Below are 19,219 nucleotides of genomic sequence, written 5' to 3' on the forward strand. Positions count from 1 at the left end.
CAATCACCCCAGCCGGCGGAAACCCGTTGGGCCACCATAGAGATAGCCGATCCGCTCGATGGCTTCCTTGAGCGGCTCGCGAGAGACCGTCATGGTGTGGCCGTTGGCGTGGACCATGTTTTGCGCGTCGGTCATTATTGCGACGTGGCCCTTCCAGAAGACGAGGTCGCCGCGGCGCAGGCGGGAGAAGTTCTCGCCCGGCTCGATTGCCGAGCCGATCGTCTCCGCCTGCATGTCCGAATCGCGCAGCACGTCGGTTCCCGCCATGCGCAGCGAAAGCTGAACAAGGCCCGAGCAGTCGATGCCGAAGGCGCTCGTACCCCCCCAGAGATAGGGCGTGTCGATCAATGTCTCGGCGAGCGTCACATAGTCGGGCGAGCGCCAGCCGATGGGCGCGATGTGCTTCTCGATCACCGCCTCGCCCGAGCCGAGCAGCGCGTATCTTGTGCCGCGCGTCTCGGCGCTCCCCGTGATCGTGAGGCGCGAGCCGATCGACAGGGCTTTGGTCACCGGCAGCTTTAGATCCGGGCCGGAATAGAGGAAAGTACGCGTTGCGGCGACCACATGGGTCGAAGCCTGGCCGCGCTCGGCCAGCACGGTTTCCGTGACATAGCCGACATAGCCATCGCGCTCTGCCTGTATCCAGGCCCAGCCCCCGGCGATATCGAAGACGCGCACGTCGTCGCCGTGGAGCGCCTGCGTGTTCAAGCCGCTGTCAGGCCGCGGAGCCTTGCGGATGTCGGCCGCCGCGACGACGATCCGCGCCGGACGGCCCTCGACGAAACGCGCGGCATCCACCTCACCGCGCAGACGGGTATCGGCGAGATCGGGCCTGTAGGCGTGAAGGCGGGGGTCGCGTGCGGTCAAACCGGCAATTCCTGTGCCCTGGCGATGATGACGTCGCCGAAACGTTCGACGAACAATGCACCGTCCACGGTGCGCTTTACAAGCACGTTGCGCTTGTCCGCCTCGTCGCGATGACGCGAGAGCAGCCTTAGCTCACCCATCGTGTCGAGCGCGCGGGTGATCACGGGCTTGGTCACGCCGAGGCGGGCGGCGAGCCCGCGCACCGTATGGGGCGGCGGCTCCAGATAGACGGTGAGCAGGATTGCCGCCTGACGCATCGTGAGGTCGGGGTTTTTGCCGCAGACCTCCGACAGCGTGACCTGCTGCCACAGGCGCAACGCCTGACTCGGACGCATTTGGATCGACATCGTGCAACGATCGCCGAAATTTGTTTCGGTTCCGTTTCATTCAAACGACAAAAATGCGTTTGGCAAGCGATCAGGCTGGATATCGCCTGAGAAGCAGTTCCTCGAGCGCGCGGATGGCCTGTGCCTCGCCGCCGACCGGGCAATGCGGCCGCTCGCTCGGGTTCCAGGCGAAGATGTCGAAATGCGCCCAGGAGCGGGTGTTCTCGACGAAACGCTGCAGGAAGAGCGCGGCGGTAATGGAACCTGCAAAGCCGTCGGTAGTCACGTTGTTGACGTCCGCCACCTTCGAGGAGAGCTTGGAATCGTAAGGCTTCCAGAGCGGCATGCGCCAGAGGGGATCGGCAGTGGTGCGGGCCGCTTCGGCAATGCCGGCGGCGAGAGAATCGTCGGGCGTGTAGAAGGGCGGCAGGTCGGGGCCGAGCGCGACGCGCGCCGCACCCGTCAGCGTCGCCATATCGATCAGAAGCTCGGGCTTCTCCTGATCGGCCAATGCCAGCGCGTCGGCAAGGATCAGCCGGCCCTCGGCATCCGTGTTGCCGATCTCGACGGTAATGCCCTTGCGGCTCGCCAGGATGTCGCCCGGTCGGAAAGCGTTGCCGGAAATCGCATTTTCGACTGCAGGGATCAGCACGCGCAGCCTGACCCGCAGGCCGGCGGACATGACCATAGAGGCGAGGCCGAGCACGTTGGCGGCTCCGCCCATGTCCTTTTTCATGAGCAGCATGCCCGAAGACGGCTTGATGTCGAGGCCGCCGGTGTCGAAGCAGACACCTTTGCCGACCAGCGTCACCTTGGGCGCATTCTTGTCGCCCCAGACCATGTCGATCAGCCGCGGCGCGATCGTCGAGGCGCGGCCGACGGCATGGATCATCGGGAAATTCGCTTTCAGCAGCGCGTCGCCTGTCGTTACGGACACCCGCGCCTTGTGCCTCGCCGCAAGATCTCGGGCGGCCTTTTCGAGCATGTCCGGCCCCATGTCGTTGGTCGGCGTGTTGACGAGATCGCGGGTGAGGAACACGGCTTGCGAAACACGCTCGGCACGTGCGGCGTCCACGCCTTTCGGCAACGCGAAGGTGAGCTCGCGGCCGGGCTTCTTGCCGTAGCGCGTGAAGACATAGCTGCCGAGCTTCAGGCCGATGGCGGCGAGCGTCGGATCGGCCGGCGCCGAGGCGAAATGCCACTGTCCCTCGGGCAGCGATTTCGCCAAGGCCCCGAAGGCAAGCGCAGCGAGCCCGTCGTCGTTCTTACCGAGGCCGAAGAGCGCTCCGCCGGGAGCGCCATTCGCGCCGGGGAGAACAAGCACCCTGCCAGCCTCTCCCGAGAAATCATGCGCCTTCGCCCAGGCAAGTGCCACCGCGTCGAGACCGGCTTCCGCCACCCCGTCCTTATGCACGAGGTGGACCGGAAGCGAGCGGCGAGCGGCTTTCGCCGTGAATTCGACGGGCATGGTTGAGTGACCTTTCCTGAGCGAGGCGTGCTACCGCAGGATGAATTGGACCGGGATCATTTCATCCTGCTCCAGCTCTTGTTTTTGCAACATGATCCTATCCGAAAAGTCTGCAACCCATTGCTGCGCGGACCTTCGATTCGGGATCATGTTAAACAATGACCCTTAACTATCCGTTAGGGTTAACAGAATACTTCTGCCGATGTGAAGACGGCCGCCGGGGGGCCGCGGGAAGATGGAGCTGCCGTTCCGATGTCGATGCCGAGTGACGCGAGCCGCAGAGCCAGCCGCCTCCTGAAGATTTCGGCGGCGGCGATCGTTGCTATGAGCCTCGCCGGCTGCGCCAAGGACAGGCTTACGACCGGTTCGATCACGCGCAGCAGCGGCAAGCCGGTGGAACAGATGTCGGCCGGCGAGGTTCAATCGGCCGCACGCTCCCTGGGCTCCCTTTACGCCTCCAACCCGAACGACAAGTCGACTGCAATGCGCTATGCGAGCGTGCTGCAGATGGGCGGCGATGCCGATCAGTCGCTGGCGGTGATGCGCAAGCTCGCCATCGCCTATCCGAAGGATCGCGACGTGCTTGCCGCCTACGGCAAGGCGCTTGCCGCTGCGGGCCAATTGGAGCCGGCGCTCGATGCCGTGCGCCGCGCACAGACGCCGGAGTATCCGGACTGGAAGCTGGTCTCGGCCGAAGGCGCGATCCTCGACCAGATGGGCAATGCCAACCAGGCGCGCGAGCTCTATCGCAAAGCGCTTGAGCTGAAGCCCGACGAGCCCTCGGTGCTCTCCAATCTCGGCATGTCCTATGTGCTCGAAGGCGACCTGCGCATGGCGGAGACCTACCTACGCACCGCCTCGCAGCAGCCGGGCTCCGACAGCCGCGTCAGGCAAAACCTTGCGCTGGTCGTCGGTCTGCAAGGACGCTTCGACGAGGCGGAGCAGATCGCCAGCCAGGAACTCTCGCCCGACCAGGCAAAAGCCAACGTCGCCTATCTGCGCCAGATGCTTTCACAACAGAATTCGTGGAAGCAGCTCAAGGACGGCGACAAAATGGCCAAGAACAACACCAATTAGTGGGACAGTCTGACGCTCGACCAATTCTGGCAAACGGGCGCGAACTTCCATTGCTTGTGGCTGGCGCAACGACGTCGTTGCGCCACAAGCTGACGTCGATCGATCTAAGCTGAAAGCGACAATTGCCGCTAAGGCGGACCTATTTGGTGTCGCTCGCGTGTAAGGTTCCGGGTATTTTGACCTTCTGGCAAGCGAGCGCCTCTTCGACTGCGCGGCCCGAGTCCTTCAAGCTTAAGTTGGCGATGATCTTGCCCTTGTGCGTGATTTGCATCCAGTTGCTGTCCATCAAGACGGTGATCAGGTCGGGGTCCGGTGTTATGACCTCGAAGGAGTTGTTCTTGGTGAATTCCCTCTTCAGTTCGGACCACGAGGTGCCTCTGGCGCGGCCGAAGGTGAACTTGAGTTCGTATTCTTGACCTGCGTCGAAACGTGTGGCCCATGTGGGGTTGGTCAAGGTGAACAGCATCATTTTGGGGTGCCGCACGTCGTCCTTGGTCCAGATGGCCGTGAATTCCAACGTAGTTTGCCCGCCGGTGCCCTCGTCGAACCACGAACGCATGACGCATGTATTGTCCGGTGTTTTGAAGTCGATCTCCCACCAGCCGACGTCGGCCCATTTCTCGTACTGGGGCTGTGTCGCTTTCTGTAGTGACTGCTGCAGTATTATTGCGTTCAAGTTGATGTCCCCTTCGGGGGTGTTAACGGTGACCGTGAGCGCGTCGGGGTGGGTCTTGACGAGGGTCAGGCAAGCGGTGTCGGGGTGATCCTTCTTGTCCTGCTTCCATGCGGCGGCTCCTGCCGCTTCGGGGCTGTTGGAGTCGTCCTCCATCTCCGTCACCATAAAGTTGAGTGTGTTGCCCGCGTTGGGGACGCTCCACCGGACCCCCTCCGCTTCGCAATCGTCCTCACCGGCCACGAGATAACCGTCGTCCTTCCTATCCTGCTCGGAGCGCGGCTGGTCCGCGGGTTTGGCGCCTTGGAGTACCTCGTTTGATTGGGTGAACTGTGGAGTGATGTTGTTGAAATCCGGGGTGCCAGGCGGGTCCGGGCAGGCTGGGTTGGCGGAATTGAGACCGTTGCAGTTCGAGGTTTTGCCACCTGCCGGAACAGGGGCTCCTGTGGCGAGAATCAACGTTAGCGTGAATACGGCGGTGGCTACGTGGTGGGTGACTCTCATTTACACACTCCCGACTTCGGTTATGGGCTGTCGCGGCTGTAAAAAGTTCCACATGTGGCCAGGCAAGCACCCCCTTCAAATCGTGGTCGACGCGCGGGCAGTTGCGTCCTCGGGCCGCAGCCGCGGCCACGAGTACCGGCTGTCGGGCTCGACAAAGTTGGCGAGTTCGGCCTCCGCCACCTCCTTCAGCCCTTCATAGAAGTGAAACGTGTTGGCGCTGACGGTGTTGAACCGAACGCTTGGCATGTTCACGAATTCGGCCCGCTGGGGCTCCTCGGCCCTCGAGGTGGCGTAGAGCGGATACATATTGGCGCCTTCCTTTCACGTGCCGACGGCAGCGCCTATGTCACCATCCTCGCATTGCATGAAAGCATAGGCCCTCCATTTGCTCCACCGAGAACTGACGACCAAGCCTGCGACAACCAGAATTGTATCAGTGCCATCCCCCGGTGTCAGATGAAATTGCCCTTTCCGGAGTTGAGCTGACGCTCCTTTAAGAAGGTCACCTGCAATGTCCTCGTTCGGGCAATGGCAAAAGCCGCCTCAGCCCCATTGCTGACGCCTGCGACGCGCATGTCTCCCATCAACTGCTGAAGGTGGCCCATTCGCAGTTGATGGCCTTCAAAGCGACGCCCGCCATCCGGAGACGTCGCCGGCCGCGGCAAGATTGGCGAGCCTGATCAATGCGGCATCGCGGGACTAGTCAGCGGGTTTCGTCTCTCCCGTCAGGTCGAGCCGCATTTCCGGACCTATCTGGAAGCCAAGCCGCTGGTAAAGAGACTTCCCCGCATCCGATGAATGAAGCACTGCCGTTGTGCAGCCTATTGACCTAAGATGTTCAATTGCGCGCAGGACGAGAGCGGCGGCTATCCCTTGGCGACGAAGCGCCGGCTCTACGAAAACATGCCAGATGTAACCGTGTTGCCTGAATGAAGGGACGGTGATGGCCGGATACGGGACCCGATGCAGTTGACATATGGTCGAGCCGACAACCGCGCCCCTTAGCTCAGCCAAGAACGCCTCCATCCTGAAATGCCTGCGCCCATCTTCAATAAACTCGCTGACGATCTGTTCAGCATCGGGTTCGATGTTCTCGACCCCTACACCATAGCTTTCCCAAATCGCGCGGTAGTGTCTGACGAGGATTTGGTCATCGCCCTCCCCGGCCTTTCGGATCAACATGGAAACAGAGCCCTCTTCACAGCCGGAAGATCGGATACCGACTATTCGCCAGAATGCGTGGCCCCGAAGGCGGTTCCACCGCGCCCTCAGGCAACAGCCCTACCGCGCATGGTCCCCAGCCTCCGGCCGACAAGAATGTCATCTGCATGAGCATACCGTGAGCGCGGTGCATGCTGCCTAGGACAGCCGGAGACCGCGGCCATAGAGGTCCTCCAGGAACCGCCCGCCGGCAAGCGCGTTGGCCTCTCTCAGCCGGAGATCGAGACCATGGTCGACGTGACCGCCGTTCCGAACCTTGATTTCAGCCGCTATCTGGGCCGCTGGTATGAAATCTGGCGCCTGCCGCTGAAGCAGGAGGATGAAAATGCGACTGACATCACGGCCACCTACTCGCTGAACGACGGCAAAATCCGGGTCGACAATCGTTGCTTCGATAAAGACGGGAAGCCTATACGGGCCATTGGAGAGGCGACTGCAGTTGGGGATTCCACTTCGCGTTTGAAGGTGAGTTTCTTGCCCGCACATCTCCGGTGGATACCTTTCACCCATGGCGACTACTGGGTTCTGAAGATCGACCCCGACTACAAAACCGCGCTGGTTGGAACGCCTGATCGCAAGCACATCTGGCTCTTGTCTCGCCAGCCGGCACTGCCGGATGCCACGCGCGAGGATTACCTTGCCGAAGCGCGTCGTCAGGGCTTTGACCTCAGCGGCCTGATCACCCCTCGCCATGCGGGCCGCGAGGTAACCAACGCGATGGTGGAAAAGAGCTGACGGCACAGCTGGGAAGGACGAGGCATGCACAGTGACATATGGCTTCTGGAACGCCGCTTCTGGTTGGAAGGAGTGTCAGTTTACGAGGAGCGCTTGCACGAGCAGGCGCTGCTGATCTTCCCAGGCCTCGGTGTGATGGACCGAAAAGCTGTCATCGAGAGCCTGCGCGATGCCCCTCGTTGGGACGACGTCATCATCTCCGACGAACGCTTGTCGCTGGCCAACGATAGCTTGGCACTTGCGTATGCGGCTGAGGCTCGACGCAATGACCAACACCCTTATCGAGTGTTCTGCGGCTCCTGCTATGTCCTAAGTGCTGAGGGCTGGCTGATGCTCAGCCATCAGCAGACGCTACAGCCATAGCCGGGCTAAGCGGCGTCAGCCCGCCAGGTCGCCCATTGCGGGATAGATGACCGAATGGTCATCGCGCACGACGGCTCCCTTCGTCAATACGGCAGGCTCCGTCCGGTTCTTGTCCATCAGGTGAATGACCTGCTCGCCGCGTGCCAGAAGATAGTCGGCGATAATCCGACGATGGCAGCGCCACCAGACGGCTTCCGAGCACATGATCACGCACGGTCGTTCCCGGCCAAGCCCGATCAGTCGCTCAAACCCGCCGCGGAACTCCAGTGAAAGGGCGTAGTCCGCGTAATTGTGGAAGCTGCGGTTGTGCCACCCCGCGTTCAGCTCTGGCGGAATTTCCATTGCCCTCCCGCGCCGGCCACCAAGCGCTGCAATGTACTCATACCCGATCTGAAATTCGGCGAGCGATCGACACAGCACGTCGCCGTTGAACTGCGGGTGCGCCCCTGAGCCTGGCATCCGGCGGACGTCGACGACCACCTCGATCCCTGCCGCCTGCAATATCTCCACCAAGCCGGAAAGGCTCCGGTTCGAATGGCCGACGGTGTAGAACGAGTATGGCAGCTTCTTCATGAGGAATCCCACCGCCAGGCGGAGCGGCAGCCGCGGCTCGCGTATCGCAGTGGATTGCATCTCCCACAACCAGATGGTTTGCGCACCGTAACGTCGAGCTTTGGCAAGGAGCGCTCAGCCAATCTTGCCCAGGATGAAGCTCTAGCCTACACCCCCGTCCGGCGAACTCCATCAATCAAGCGCGATTGCCGGGGCCGGCGGTAGCCGCGAAATTTGCCCTCTTGGTACGTGTGCAGTTCTATAGGCAAGCCCTGATGCGCGCATTCTTTCGATTGGTTGCCGCGACGATCCTGGCTTTCGGCGTGGCCGGTTGCACCAGTGTGTCCTACTACGCACAAGCCCTGGAGGGTCATGTGAAGATCATGGCAGCGCGCCGGGACGTCGGAAAACTGATCAACGATCCTTCGACCTCCGAAGCCTTGCGCGCCCGAATGGAATCGGCGCGTGAGATACGACAGTTTGCCGTTGATGAACTGGCGCTGCCCGACAACAGAAGCTACCGCAGCTATGTCGACGTCGGTCCGGAGGCGGTCACATGGGCCGTTTTCGCCGCGCCGGAATTCTCGCTGACTCCGCACGCATGGTGCTTTCCGGTCTACGGCTGTGTTCCCTACAAGGGATATTTCTCCAAGAAGTCAGCCACTGAATTCGCTGCCGGACTGCAAAGGCAGGGGCTGGACGTGCATGTGACTGGCATCACTGCATATTCGACGCTGGGATGGTCGAAGGACCCGCTTCTGAGCACGATGCTCACCCAGGGTGACACCCATCTCGCGGAGGTGGTTTTCCATGAGCTGGCCCACCAGCGCGTCTATATCCACGGCGATTCCGAGTTCAACGAGGCGTTCGCCGTCGCAGTCGAAACAACCGGCGTGAGGAAATGGCTACGCGCGGCCGGCGATACTGCCGGCCTGCGCCGTTACGAAGCCGACAGAAGGCGCCGCGCTGATTTTCTGGCGCTGGTCTCGCAAACACGGGAAGAGCTGAGGCATATCTATGAGAGTTCCGGCACCGTAAGCGAGAAGCGGGCCGCAAAGGCGGCAGCGTTCGAAAGACTGCGCACGCGCTACCGTCGGCTGCGCGACGACCGTTGGCACGGGTACCGCGCTTTCGATGCCTGGTTCGATGCTCCGATAAACAACGCAAAGCTCGCCGTGGTTTCCGTCTACGACGCTCAGGTGAAGTCGTTCCTCCGCTTGTTCGATCTGTGTTCGGGCGACTACCCACGATTCTATGCGTCGGTTGAGCAGCTCGGCAAATTGAACAAAGCGGATCGGGCCAGAGCGCTTGAGTCAGCACAAGCGTGTTATGATGCCGGTCACAGCTGAGGACGCGAGGCGGCGCGGATCAGGGATGGTGTTTGCTACGAAGTAGCTGATGCACTCGGCAGCCGAAGCAGGCGTTTGAATGTATCATTGGTTGGCCGGGCTCTGAGACTTCTACGGCTTGATTGGGCGGATAGCTGACCGACAGCTTTCGGGTTCGCTAAGCGAGAAAGCGGACAGACGCCTCTTTGAGGCGACTAAGCCCAGCAGCAGGTCGAAGCGGATGCGCCTCTCCAGCATCAGAAGGACCTCCATCCCGGCGTGACGGAAGCGGGGCAGTTGCGCATCCTCGATGCAGGGCAAGGTCAGGAAGAAGATTTCGGGGCGCGGATTGTCTTGTTGAAGGAGGCCACCTCGTAGATATAGCCGAGCGCTGCGGTTGCGGTTGATGAGCATGGGCTCGTCGGCGCGCATCACGCAAATCGATCCCTTCTCGCCGGGCTAGATGAAGACGTCCGACAAATAGTCACCATCGAACATCTCGGCATGCACCCTCGGTCACCCTGACATCCGTGCCGAAAAGCTTCATCCTGAGATCGGCGCTCATATTGTGGATCGCGGCCTAAGAGGCACTTTAGACCGGCTGGCCTATCGATAGACACGGCCCGGCGAGCGAGCCGGCATTGACGAGGTGGCCGCGAGACGATGCGGCCGCCTCGGTGCCACCGTGGGCATGTCGTCAAAGGCGGATGGCCGGTCGTGGAGAGCGATGCCACAAACCGCCAATCCTCCTCCAAGCGAATGCCCCGTCGAAAGGCGGCGGCTGACGCAATGCTGACCTACCCTCGATGTCGCGATGGACGTGCGATCGATGTTCCGTCAGCACATATCTGACCGTGCCCCCATAGGCGATGTCGATCTTGGGCGTTCTTAGCCCATCCACTTGGATGCTAGCTCGGCAAAGGCGGGCGCGTTGCCGTCGCGACAATGAAGTTAATACCGGACCATGCCTGCATCGACGTTGATTGTCTGGCCGGTCATCCAGCGCGCATCGTCCGAGGCAAGAAATGATACGACGTCGGCGATATGCTCGGGCTGTCCTTTACCCTTGATGGCCTGCAGCATCTCGACGAAACCGAACGCCTCGTTGTGCGGACTCACCTTGACGCCGTCGCTCTCGATCAGGCCCGGCGTCACCGCATTGGCGGTGATATTGTGCTTGCCAAGCTCCGTGGCTAGCGCGCGGGTGAAGCCTATGACGCCGCCCTTGGCAGCGACATAGGCAGCCATGTTCGGCGTGCCGGCGAAGAATGTGTTGGAGGCGATGCTTATGACGCGGCCCGCCTTGCCTGCGGCTCGCATCTGGTCGGTCGCCGCACGGGTGACGATGAAGGTGCCCGTCAGGTTGACGTCGATGATCTTGCGCCAGTGTTCGAGGTCGACGTCGTCCCAGGCGATGAACGGAACGATGCTGGCATTGTTGACCAGTATGTCCACGCCGCCGGTCAGCGCCTGGATCTTGCCGAACAGCGCCTTGACCGACGCCGGATCGGAAATATCGGCGGCGACGGCCTTCGCCTTGCCGCCGATTGACGCTGCGGCCCCCTTGGCGCCCTCGGCGTTGATGTCGCTCACGATGACGGTCGCGCCGTCGGCGGCAAGCCGTGCCGCGATCGCTTTGCCGATGCCTTGTGCGGCGCCAGTCACCAGCGCCGTCTTTCCCCCAAGCCGTTCAGTCATGAAATTACTCCCTCAACCCGTGATCCGATGATGTGTTCAGGCATCGGCGTCGATGACGGCCAGCGCCGCCTCAATGCCCTTAGCAACCGCAAGCTTCTGGCCGGCCGCGTTCATGGCGCCGCCGAGCGCCGTCAGCGCCGCGATCGCATAGATAGGTTGCGCGGTAGGCCCCATGTGGCCGATACGCGTCAGCCTGCCCAGGGTCTCGCCGCGGCCGGACGAAAACACCACGCCGTAACGGGCTCGGGCGGCTGCCCGAAGCGCCTTCTCATCGACGCCGTCCGGCGTGCGCACGGCCGTGGTGCTGGGCGAGGCGATTGCATCGCTGGCGGCCCAGATCGACAGGCCCATGGCGACGACGCCGGCACGCATCGCTTTGGCCGTAAGCGCATGGCGCGCCCATACAGCATCAGGACCCTCGTTGAGATAGAGGTCCAGCGCCACATCGAGGCCGTTCACCTCGGCGACCGAAGGCGTGAAGGGAAACGGCTTCTCGCGCGACCAGGCATCTTCCCAATCGACGATGCTCAGCATCGAGGCGCGCGGTGCCGCCTTGTTGGCCTTCATCTTGGCCCAGCCCCGTTTGCTGATGCCCATGAGCGTCAGCGCCGGCGGCGCGCCCAGGCATTTGCCGGGGCCGGTCACGTAGATATCGGCTTTGCAGTCCTCGGGATGTGTCTTCATGCCGCCGAAGGAGGAAACCGCATCGACGATCAGGTAGCCGCCGTGCGCCGAAACCAGCGCGCCGATTTCGTCGATCGGATTGATGGTGCCCGACGGTGTATCGTGATGGCAGACGGAGACGACTGTGATTTCAGGGTGCGCCTTCAGCATGTCGGCGACGGCCTGCGGATCGATCGCTTCGTTGTAGGGCACTTCGATTTCGAGCAGATTCGGCGAATAGCGTTTCGCCCAGTAGCCGAACCCCTTGCCGTAGACACCCGAGGCAAGGTTGAGCACGACATCGTCGGACGTGATCAGCGATGCCGCCGCCGCCTCGAGGCCGAGCACCGGCTCGCCATGCAGGATGAGCGGCTTGTTGGGAAGCCGCATCGCCTTCTGCGCTTTGTCGACGACCTTTTCGTAGACGAGCTGGAATGCCGGGTCGTAGTCGTAGAGCACGGTGCGGCCGAGGCCGCGCAGCACTTCGGCATAGGCGTTGACCGGCCCCGCAGTCAGGGTGAGGACCGGATCGGCATGTTCGGAATAGCGCATGGGAGTGGTCTCCGGATTGGCGGCGTTCAGCCGTAAAACTGGGTGCCGGTCTTGTAGGTCTTGAAGTTTTCCATGTCGTGCGAGTACATCAGCTCGGCGCCGTGATCCTCGGCCAGCTTCTTCACCTTGCGCATCGAATTGACGCCCGCGACCGGGTCGATATGGAAGGCCGCCTGGCAGAGCGTTTCCAGGCTCTTCTGCGTGTAGGCGGCGTCAATGGTGAACATGATCGGCTTGCGCTTGGGAAACTCGACCAGCAGGCTGTAATGGCCGATCGAGTGGCCAGGCGTCGAGATCAGCTTCACACCCTTGGCCAAATCGACATCGTCCTCGATGCCCTCGAAGGTCGAATTCGCCCGCGTCGTGCCCTCCAGTAGCTGTGCGGTGGCGCCACGGGCTTCCGCTGCCTCAGCCGAGAAGCTGAGGTCCGAATAGCCGAGATGTTCGAAAGGCTGCGGATTGCAGGCCTGCGGCACCTCGGAGCGGTGGCAGATCTTCTTGGCGTGCGGAAAATACTTATTGCCGCCGCAATGGTCGAAATGGAAGTGCGAGTTGACGACGACGTCGATGTCCTTCGGTTCGAGCCCGAGGAGGCCAAGCGCGCCGGGAATGGTCTGATGCTTCGCCTGGATCGGCTTCTCGAAGGGCAACACCTTCATGACGTGGTCGTAGTCGTAGCCGGTGTCGATGAGGAACCGGCCCTCGGCATGCTCGATCAGGATCGAATAGACGGGAAAGCGCACTTCTCCACCGGGGCCGCGATTCCAGAACACATGATAGCCGTCGAGAACGAGCGAGCCGCCGTCGAGCAGGTAGACCTTGGTATCCGACACTGTTGCCTCCTATTTTTGCGCGGCTCCCGTCCGCGCGTCCGGTTTTCAGCGCGCGCCGCGCTCGTATGGAATGCCGAGTGCGGCGGGCAGGCTGGCGCGCCTCCCGAACAGCACCAGCATGATCATCACCGCCAGGAACGGCAGCATCTGGATGATGTCGGTCGGAATGTTGATGCCCGCCACCTGCATGGCCGTAGTCAGCGACAGGCACACGCCGAACAGAAGGGCACCAAATAGCACCCAGATTGGCTGTCCCCGCGCCAGCATGGCCAGCACGATGCCGAGGAAGCCGGCGCCGTTGGTGATGAAGGGAATGAAAAGGCCCGCTCCGACATTGGCGAGGTAGGCGCCGCCTAGCCCGGCCAGCGCGCCGGTCGACAGCACCGCGATGGTGCGTGTCCTGATGACGTCGATACCCGCGACATCAAGCGCGGCCGGCTTGTCGCCGGCGGCCTGCAGGTTGAGGCCGAGCTGCGTGCGCCGGTAGAGATAGCTCATGGCGAAAACCAGTGCGACCGCCAGATAGACGATCAGGTGATGCTTGAAGAAGGCCGGCCCGATGACGGGAATGTCCGATAGCAACGGAATGATGGTCGCGTCCGCCGCCGGCAGGCGGGGATAGCTGCGCGAAAACTGGAAATGATGGAGCAGCGCCGTCAGGCCTTCCAGCCCGAGCGTCAGCGCGATGCCGATGACGATCTGGTTCAGCCCGATGCGCACGCAAAGCAGCGCCATGATCAGCGCCACCGCCATGCCGCCCGCGGCGCCGGTGAGGAAGCCGAGCCAAAGCGACCCCGAATAAAAGGAGCCGACGAAACCGAGATAGGCGCCGGCCAGCATCATGCCTTCGATGCCGATGTTGAGCACGCCAGCCTTTTCCGACATCTGCTCGCCGAGCCCGGCAAGCAGCAGCGGGATGGCCGCGGTGACCGCACCGAACAGCAGCGCGCTAAGAAAAACCTCGCTGAAGAGCCCGGTCATGTCTCAGGCCTTTCTCGACTGGTTGTAGCGGTGGTCGACATATTCGGCCAGAGCGAGCACGATCAGCACGATGGAGACCAGCACCAGCGTGAAATGATTGGGCACGCCAAGTCTGCGCGCAGCGCTTTCCCCGCCGATCGACAGTACTGAAAGCAGGAACACGAAGCCTATCGCGGCAAAGCCGTTCAGGCGGGCAAGGAACACCGCGGGAATGACCGCCAGCCCATAGGCGGGGTTCCAGTCGGCGCGGACATTGCCCTGCACGCCGATGATGTCGACGGCTCCGGCAAGGCCCGCGAGGCCTGCCGAAATGGCGAAGACGGCTATGGTCAGGCCGGGCACACCCAGCCCGGCATGGACCGCCGCGCGCGGATTGGCGCCGACAATCCTCAGCTTCAGCCCGAACGCCGTGCGCGTCATCACCAGATGAACGATGATGATCGCGGCCAGGCCGAGCAGCAGGCCGCTGGTGATGGTCGTGTCGAACAGCCGCGGCAACCTGTCTTCCACGGGCAAGGTGCGGGTCTGCGGCACGGTCGTGCCGGGATCGCGGAACACCAGCTTGACCAGCACATTGGCGAGCGAAGTGCCGAGGAACGTCATCATCAAGGTGGTGATGATCTCGTTGACGCCCTGATAGGCGCGCAGCAGCGCCGGCACCAGCGACCAGATCATGGCCACCGCCATCGCGATCAGGAACGAGCAGACCAGCGCCAGCGAGGCGGGCATGATCTGCACCAGCACGGGCGCGCTGGCGGCGGCTGTCACCGCCCCAAGCAGGAACTGGCCATCGCCGCCCAGATTCCACATGCCTGCGCGGAAGGCCACGATCAGCCCTGCCGCGAGGAACAGCAGCGGCGCCATGCGCGTCAGCGTCTGCTGTATGCCGAGCGGCGAGAACAGCCCTTTCTCCAGCACGTAGCCGTAATAGGCGAGCGGGTCGACGCCAACCGCAAGCAGGATGCAGCCGGCGATGACGAGGGCGACGAGGATCGGGCCAAGGGTCATCAGCAGCCGGCGCAGTATGTCACGTCGCGTCGCGGCGCTGCTCGTGGCGTCGAGAGAGGTTGCGCTGACGGTGGGTGCGGTATCGATGCTCATGCGGCAAGTCCGATCATCAGGCGACCGACCTTGGTGCGGGCGTCGTCTGCATTCGCGACGGTTCCGACAAGCGATCCGTTGGCGATGACGGCAATGCGGTGGCACATGCTGAGCAACTCCTCGAGGTCGGTGGAGATCAGCAGCACGGCCAGCCCGCGCGCCGCCGTGTCGCGGATGCGCTGGCGTGAGGCAAGCGTGTTGGCGAGGTCGAGCCCATAGGTCGGCTTGTTGAAGATCACCACCCTGGCGCCTTCGGCCAGCTCGCGCGCCAGAAGCACCTTCTGGATGTTGCCTCCCGAAAGACGCGCGACGGGCGTCTTCAGGCTTGGCGTGCGCACATCGTATTCGCGCACGAGCTCGCTTGCGCGCCTGTCGATTTCGGCGCGCTGCTCGACGCCGCCGCGCCAGAAGGGCGCGGCGCCGACCTGCTTGAGGAAGAAGTTGATGGAAACGGGGAACGTGCCGACCGTGCCTTCGCCGAGCCGGTCGTCGGTCAGGTAGCGAAGGCCGCGTTGGCGGCGTTCGCCGACGCTCAAGGCTTCGATCGCGGTGTCTTCCAGCCGCACCGAGCCGCGGGTTGCCGTGCGTTGGCCCGCCAAGGCCTCGGCCAGCTGCTTCTGGCCGTTGCCGTCAATGCCCGCAATGCCGAGTATCTCGCCCGGACGAATGTCGAACGAGATCGACGACAGGCCAGGCGCGTTGTCGGTCGGCGCCACCGCCAGGTCGACAACCCTGAGCAGCGGCGCTGCTTCGGCATGGACCGCGCGGATGGGACGTTCGACCGCTTCGGGATCGCCCTTCTGCCGACCGAACATCAGTTCCACGATCTCCGAGATGATCTCCTGCTCGCCGAGCCCGCGAAACCGTTCTGGTGGAATTTCACCCACCTTGCGGCCGAGCTTGAGCACCGAGATGCGGTCTCCGAAGGCCGCGGCTTCCTTGAGCTTGTGGGTGATGAAAACGATCGCCAGTCCCTGCTCGACGAGGCGGCGCATCAGCGCGCCAAGCTCCTCGATGCCCTTCGGCGTCAGCATCGACGTGGACTCGTCAAGGATCAGCAAGCGGCTGTTGCGCACCATGGCGCGCAGGATCTCGACCTGCTGCTGCTCGCCGAGCGAAAGTTCCGAAACCTTGGCATGCAGCTTCACCGTGATGCCGAGGCTGCTGGTGATGCTGGCGACGCGGGCCTCGAGTTCCTCGGTCTTGGGCCGCTGCCACCAAGGCCCGCCCAGGAGCAGGTTCTCGGCTACCGTCAGGGTAGGCACCAGCATCATATGCTGGAACACGGTCCCGATGCCGAGCGCCAGCGCATGACCGGGCGATGTGATCTGCGTCGGCTTGCCGTCGACCAGTATACGTCCCTCATCCGGCTGCTGCAGGCCTGACAGCATGCCGATCAAAGTGGATTTTCCCGCGCCGTTTTCGCCGAGCAGCACATGCACCTCGCCAGGGCGGATCGACAGGTCGATGCTGTCGTTGGCGACGATGCCGGGAAAGCGTTTGGTCACGCCTTCAAGCGCGACGATGTCGCGCCTGTCGGCGGGCGATGAAGAAAGATTGCTCATGACAGCCCAGCACTGGAACACAGATATCGTCCGGAAGGGCGAACAGATCGCCCTTCCTTCAGTCGACTTTGGGTCGCCTTACTGGGCGACACTCGTCATCAGCGCCCTGACGGCGGCCGCGTCATAGACCGGATCGACCTTGATCTTGCCGGAAATGATGTCTTCGCGCACTGCCTGGATTTCGGACCAGACCTTGTCCGGAATGGCGGCAGTCTTCAGCAGCTTCACCGAATCGTCCTTGAGACCGATCGCATAGTGCTTGGTGCCGAAGGTATCGGCCTTCAGGTCGGCGATCATCGCCGCGTAGACCGGCTCGATGTTCCACACCACCGACGACAGCAGGAAGCCCTTATCGATCGGCGACTTATCGCCGATGACGTCGATGAAATAGACCTTGCCGCCATCCGCGGCCTTGGTCGTTTCGACCGCCTGCAGCATGCCGAAACTGGAACCGTTGCCCTGGCCGAAGATGATGTCGGCGCCTGAGGCGATCACGCTTTCGGTGACGCGCTTGCCGCCGGCCGCATCGCTATAAGCGGCCGGGCCGATCACCGCGTAGGTGATCTTGACGTCCGGGTTCTCAGCCTTCACGCCCTGAGCGAATGCCGCCGACTGCGAGTTCCATGACGGAGGTTCGCCCGACACGACGATGCCCACCGACTTCGAGCGCGACATCTTGGCGGCAAGATGGCCGGCAAGATAGGCGCCCTGGTGACCGCTCAGCGTGTAGTCGGCGACGAGACCCTTCTCCAGGCCGTTCGGCGTATCGACGATCGCCACCGGAACCTTCAGCTCCTTGGCGATTTCAGGCGCCGAGGTGTTATAGCCGCTGGCATGCGCGATCAGCAGGCTGGCGCCGTCGGAGGCGAGTTCCCGCAGGGTGGGGCGAACGTCGCCATAGCCGAGGCCCTGGGCCACGACCACTTCGACGCCGGCGGCCTTGCTGGCCGCCTTGGCGGCGTCGATACCTTGCTGGTTCCAGCCGTAGTCTGTGCCTTCCTCTGGCGTCAGGATGGCGATCGACTTGACTTCGCCAGCAAGCGCGCTGCCGAGCAAGACGCCGCTCAAGATAACTGTACTTACACTGCTCTTCAGAAGCTTTAACATGTCACCCTCACTGGTTGAACTTCCAAGTAATATTCTTGTTGTTATTGCGCAAAAGCGGGATAGACTGCCTGATCAAAATAAGCATGGAGTTCAGGCAAAGTGAAAATCCGTTATGCCCTCCCGGTGGTTGTGGCGTTCACGTCCCTCGCCAATGCGGTTGAGTTGCACCATGTGATTGTCCGGAAGGGCACTGATGGGCTCGACATGGTGCCGCTGACGATTTCGAATGCGGGCAAGGAAGGCGTCTCCTGCAACGCCGACTTCGCCCACTGGTATTCGGCCGGGATCGCGGCGGTGGAGCCGGGCAAGAGCGCCCGCGTCGAATTGTGGTTCGACCCCAAGACCGGCACCTTCACTATTCTCAACGACAAGCGAGAGAACCTGCCGATCGAGCGGCTATGGTGCGGCCTTTCGGGCCATTCATACGCGACCCGCGTGCAGATCACCCTCGACCGCGCCGACGCGGCCAAGGGAGCGCGCGCCGTGTCCTGCGGCGTGGAGCATGACAAGCTCGCGTGCCGGTAGGCGCCCATCGGTCCGTCAGCCCGCGGCATGGCGCGCCCTATTCCTTCGCCAGGAACTTGTCGGTGAAGACGTCGTCCGCCGGCAGGGCCGTTTTGAGCACGCCCTGATCGGCGAGCGTCTTCAGCGTTTCCTCCCACTGCGTCTTCGTCATCCAGCCGAGACCGTGCTCCTTGGTGTCGGAGCTGGTGAAGGTCGAGCCGATATCGGCGTTGATCTGCGCCAGCAGAACGTCCTTCTTGTCCGCATAGCCCGGAGCCGCCTTGGCCGTGATCTCGGCCGCCTCTTCCGGATGGGCGACGACATAGTCGAAGGCTTCCCGGTAGGCTTTGACGAAGCGGGCGACGACATCCGGCTTGTCCTTGATCATCTTCTCCGAGGTGAACAGGCCGGAGCCGTAGGCCTTCCAGCCATGGTCCGCGCCCATCATGATGCTGAGCGAGCCGGGACCGCCCGCCTTGGCCTCCAGTTCGGGAACCTCGGCGTCGACATAGCCGACAACCGTCTGCACCCGCCCCAGAAGCAGATAGCTCTCATAGGGGGGTGAGACGCTGTTCAGCGTCATGTCCTTCTCGGTCAGGCCATTGGCCGCCAGGAAACCCTTGAAGAAGATGTAGGTCGAACCGGCCGGATGAATGCCGATGGTGAGGCCCTTGAGGTCGGCCGGCTTGGTGAGCTTCACAGTCTTGGCCAGCGAGATGATGGCCAGCGGCGAGTGCTGATTGACTGCGGCGACCGCGACGACCGGTACATTCTGCGACCGGGCAACGGCGAGCGTGGGCAGATCGCCGAAGCCGAAATCCGCGTTCTCATTGCCGACCAGGCGCATAGCATCGGGTGAGCCCGAGCCCTTGCGGATCTCCGCGACATCGATGTCGTTCTTGGCGAAGAAGCCTTTTTCCTTACCAACGAAGAACATGGCGTGGTTGCCACGCACCACCCAGTCGAGCTGGATGTTGACCTTGTCCGCCGCCAGCGCCCCGCCGGAGAAGCCAAGCGTGCCGGCAAACGCCGCAAGCGTGGCCACCTTGATGAATGAGCGTCTCAGCATTGATTGATCCTTCCTGACGTTGGCTGACCCAG

At 62.5% G+C, this 19,219-nt stretch carries 21 protein-coding genes; 5 read left to right on the forward strand and 16 right to left on the reverse strand.

The window, feature by feature from the left end:
* Window positions 1-3 precede the first annotated feature (3 nt).
* The 3 genes from SAZ10_RS29965 to SAZ10_RS29975 form a co-directional block, all read right to left on the reverse strand.
* A complete protein-coding gene (locus SAZ10_RS29965) occupies window positions 4-867 on the reverse strand; it encodes an NlpC/P60 family protein (protein WP_318613120.1) in 864 nt (287 codons plus the stop codon).
* Window positions 864-1,214 carry a MarR family transcriptional regulator gene (locus SAZ10_RS29970; RefSeq protein ID WP_318613121.1) on the reverse strand — a complete coding sequence of 117 codons (351 nt, stop codon included), beginning with the start codon at window positions 1,212-1,214 and terminating at the stop codon, window positions 864-866. The genes SAZ10_RS29965 and SAZ10_RS29970 overlap by 4 nt, the downstream gene beginning before the upstream one ends.
* Window positions 1,215-1,284: 70 nt before the next feature.
* On the reverse strand, window positions 1,285-2,661 hold the full coding sequence (locus tag SAZ10_RS29975; protein WP_318613122.1) for a M17 family metallopeptidase: 1,377 nt from the start codon (window positions 2,659-2,661) through the stop codon (window positions 1,285-1,287).
* A 252-nt stretch (window positions 2,662-2,913) separates the two neighbouring features.
* On the opposite strand from SAZ10_RS29975, the gene SAZ10_RS29980 reads away from it, so the two are divergent.
* Entirely contained in the window at window positions 2,914-3,738 is an 825-nt protein-coding gene (locus SAZ10_RS29980) for a tetratricopeptide repeat protein (RefSeq protein WP_412535325.1), read from the forward strand.
* A 139-nt stretch (window positions 3,739-3,877) separates the two neighbouring features.
* Here SAZ10_RS29980 and SAZ10_RS29985 read toward each other — a convergent pair whose 3' ends face one another.
* The 3 genes from SAZ10_RS29985 to SAZ10_RS29995 form a co-directional block, all read right to left on the reverse strand.
* A complete protein-coding gene (locus SAZ10_RS29985) occupies window positions 3,878-4,915 on the reverse strand; it encodes a hypothetical protein (RefSeq protein ID WP_318613123.1) in 1,038 nt (345 codons plus the stop codon).
* Between the two features lie 75 nt (window positions 4,916-4,990).
* Window positions 4,991-5,221 carry a hypothetical protein gene (locus SAZ10_RS29990; protein WP_318613124.1) on the reverse strand — a complete coding sequence of 77 codons (231 nt, stop codon included), beginning with the start codon at window positions 5,219-5,221 and terminating at the stop codon, window positions 4,991-4,993.
* 393 nt (window positions 5,222-5,614) lie between these two features.
* Entirely contained in the window at window positions 5,615-6,097 is a 483-nt protein-coding gene (locus SAZ10_RS29995; protein ID WP_318613125.1) for a GNAT family N-acetyltransferase, read from the reverse strand.
* Window positions 6,098-6,364: 267 nt separating this feature from the next.
* On the opposite strand from SAZ10_RS29995, the gene SAZ10_RS30000 reads away from it, so the two are divergent.
* Both SAZ10_RS30000 and SAZ10_RS30005 read left to right on the forward strand, forming a co-directional pair.
* A complete protein-coding gene (locus SAZ10_RS30000) occupies window positions 6,365-6,871 on the forward strand; it encodes a lipocalin family protein (protein ID WP_318613126.1) in 507 nt (168 codons plus the stop codon).
* A gap of 24 nt (window positions 6,872-6,895) precedes the next feature.
* A complete protein-coding gene (locus SAZ10_RS30005) occupies window positions 6,896-7,234 on the forward strand; it encodes a DUF4440 domain-containing protein (RefSeq protein ID WP_318613127.1) in 339 nt (112 codons plus the stop codon).
* A 15-nt stretch (window positions 7,235-7,249) separates the two neighbouring features.
* On the opposite strand, the gene SAZ10_RS30010 is transcribed toward SAZ10_RS30005, so the two are convergent.
* A complete protein-coding gene (locus SAZ10_RS30010; protein ID WP_412535326.1) occupies window positions 7,250-7,807 on the reverse strand; it encodes a DUF488 family protein in 558 nt (185 codons plus the stop codon).
* A 254-nt stretch (window positions 7,808-8,061) separates the two neighbouring features.
* On the opposite strand from SAZ10_RS30010, the gene SAZ10_RS30015 reads away from it, so the two are divergent.
* A complete protein-coding gene (locus SAZ10_RS30015; RefSeq protein ID WP_318613128.1) occupies window positions 8,062-9,135 on the forward strand; it encodes an aminopeptidase in 1,074 nt (357 codons plus the stop codon).
* Between the two features lie 111 nt (window positions 9,136-9,246).
* Here SAZ10_RS30015 and SAZ10_RS30020 read toward each other — a convergent pair whose 3' ends face one another.
* The 8 genes from SAZ10_RS30020 to SAZ10_RS30055 all read right to left on the reverse strand — a co-directional run bounded on the left by SAZ10_RS30020 (window position 9,247) and on the right by SAZ10_RS30055 (window position 17,575).
* On the reverse strand, window positions 9,247-9,546 hold the full coding sequence (locus SAZ10_RS30020; RefSeq protein ID WP_318613129.1) for a hypothetical protein: 300 nt from the start codon (window positions 9,544-9,546) through the stop codon (window positions 9,247-9,249).
* 519 nt (window positions 9,547-10,065) lie between these two features.
* Window positions 10,066-10,812 (reverse strand): pyridoxal 4-dehydrogenase, SDR-type, encoded by a 747-nt coding sequence (pldH, locus tag SAZ10_RS30025; protein WP_318613130.1) that lies wholly within the window; start codon window positions 10,810-10,812, stop codon window positions 10,066-10,068.
* Window positions 10,813-10,848: 36 nt separating this feature from the next.
* Window positions 10,849-12,027 carry a pyridoxamine--pyruvate transaminase gene (gene ppaT / locus SAZ10_RS30030; protein WP_318613131.1) on the reverse strand — a complete coding sequence of 393 codons (1,179 nt, stop codon included), beginning with the start codon at window positions 12,025-12,027 and terminating at the stop codon, window positions 10,849-10,851.
* A 26-nt stretch (window positions 12,028-12,053) separates the two neighbouring features.
* Window positions 12,054-12,860: a 4-pyridoxolactonase gene (pldA, locus tag SAZ10_RS30035; RefSeq protein WP_318613132.1), complete on the reverse strand. Its 807-nt coding sequence runs from the start codon at window positions 12,858-12,860 to the stop codon at window positions 12,054-12,056.
* A gap of 45 nt (window positions 12,861-12,905) precedes the next feature.
* Window positions 12,906-13,841, reverse strand: a complete 936-nt coding sequence (locus SAZ10_RS30040) for a putative B6 ABC transporter permease subunit 1 (RefSeq protein ID WP_318613133.1) — start codon at window positions 13,839-13,841, stop codon at window positions 12,906-12,908.
* A 3-nt stretch (window positions 13,842-13,844) separates the two neighbouring features.
* Window positions 13,845-14,942: a putative B6 ABC transporter permease subunit 2 gene (locus SAZ10_RS30045; protein ID WP_318613134.1), complete on the reverse strand. Its 1,098-nt coding sequence runs from the start codon at window positions 14,940-14,942 to the stop codon at window positions 13,845-13,847.
* Window positions 14,939-16,507, reverse strand: coding sequence for a putative B6 ABC transporter ATP-binding protein (locus SAZ10_RS30050; RefSeq protein WP_318613136.1), 1,569 nt, complete (start codon window positions 16,505-16,507; stop codon window positions 14,939-14,941). Before SAZ10_RS30050 ends, SAZ10_RS30045 begins: the two co-directional genes overlap by 4 nt.
* Window positions 16,508-16,585: 78 nt before the next feature.
* Window positions 16,586-17,575: a putative B6 ABC transporter substrate-binding protein gene (locus tag SAZ10_RS30055; protein ID WP_318613137.1), complete on the reverse strand. Its 990-nt coding sequence runs from the start codon at window positions 17,573-17,575 to the stop codon at window positions 16,586-16,588.
* 138 nt (window positions 17,576-17,713) lie between these two features.
* Between SAZ10_RS30055 and SAZ10_RS30060 the strand changes: the two genes are divergently transcribed.
* Window positions 17,714-18,139, forward strand: a complete 426-nt coding sequence (locus SAZ10_RS30060) for a hypothetical protein (protein WP_318613138.1) — start codon at window positions 17,714-17,716, stop codon at window positions 18,137-18,139.
* Window positions 18,140-18,176: 37 nt separating this feature from the next.
* Here SAZ10_RS30060 and SAZ10_RS30065 read toward each other — a convergent pair whose 3' ends face one another.
* Entirely contained in the window at window positions 18,177-19,187 is a 1,011-nt protein-coding gene (locus SAZ10_RS30065) for an ABC transporter substrate-binding protein (RefSeq protein ID WP_318613139.1), read from the reverse strand.
* Between the last annotated feature and the right edge of the window lie 32 nt (window positions 19,188-19,219).

The sequence above is a fragment of the Mesorhizobium sp. BAC0120 genome (assembly GCF_033542235.1).
Lineage (GTDB): Bacteria > Pseudomonadota > Alphaproteobacteria > Rhizobiales > Rhizobiaceae > JAWRCU01.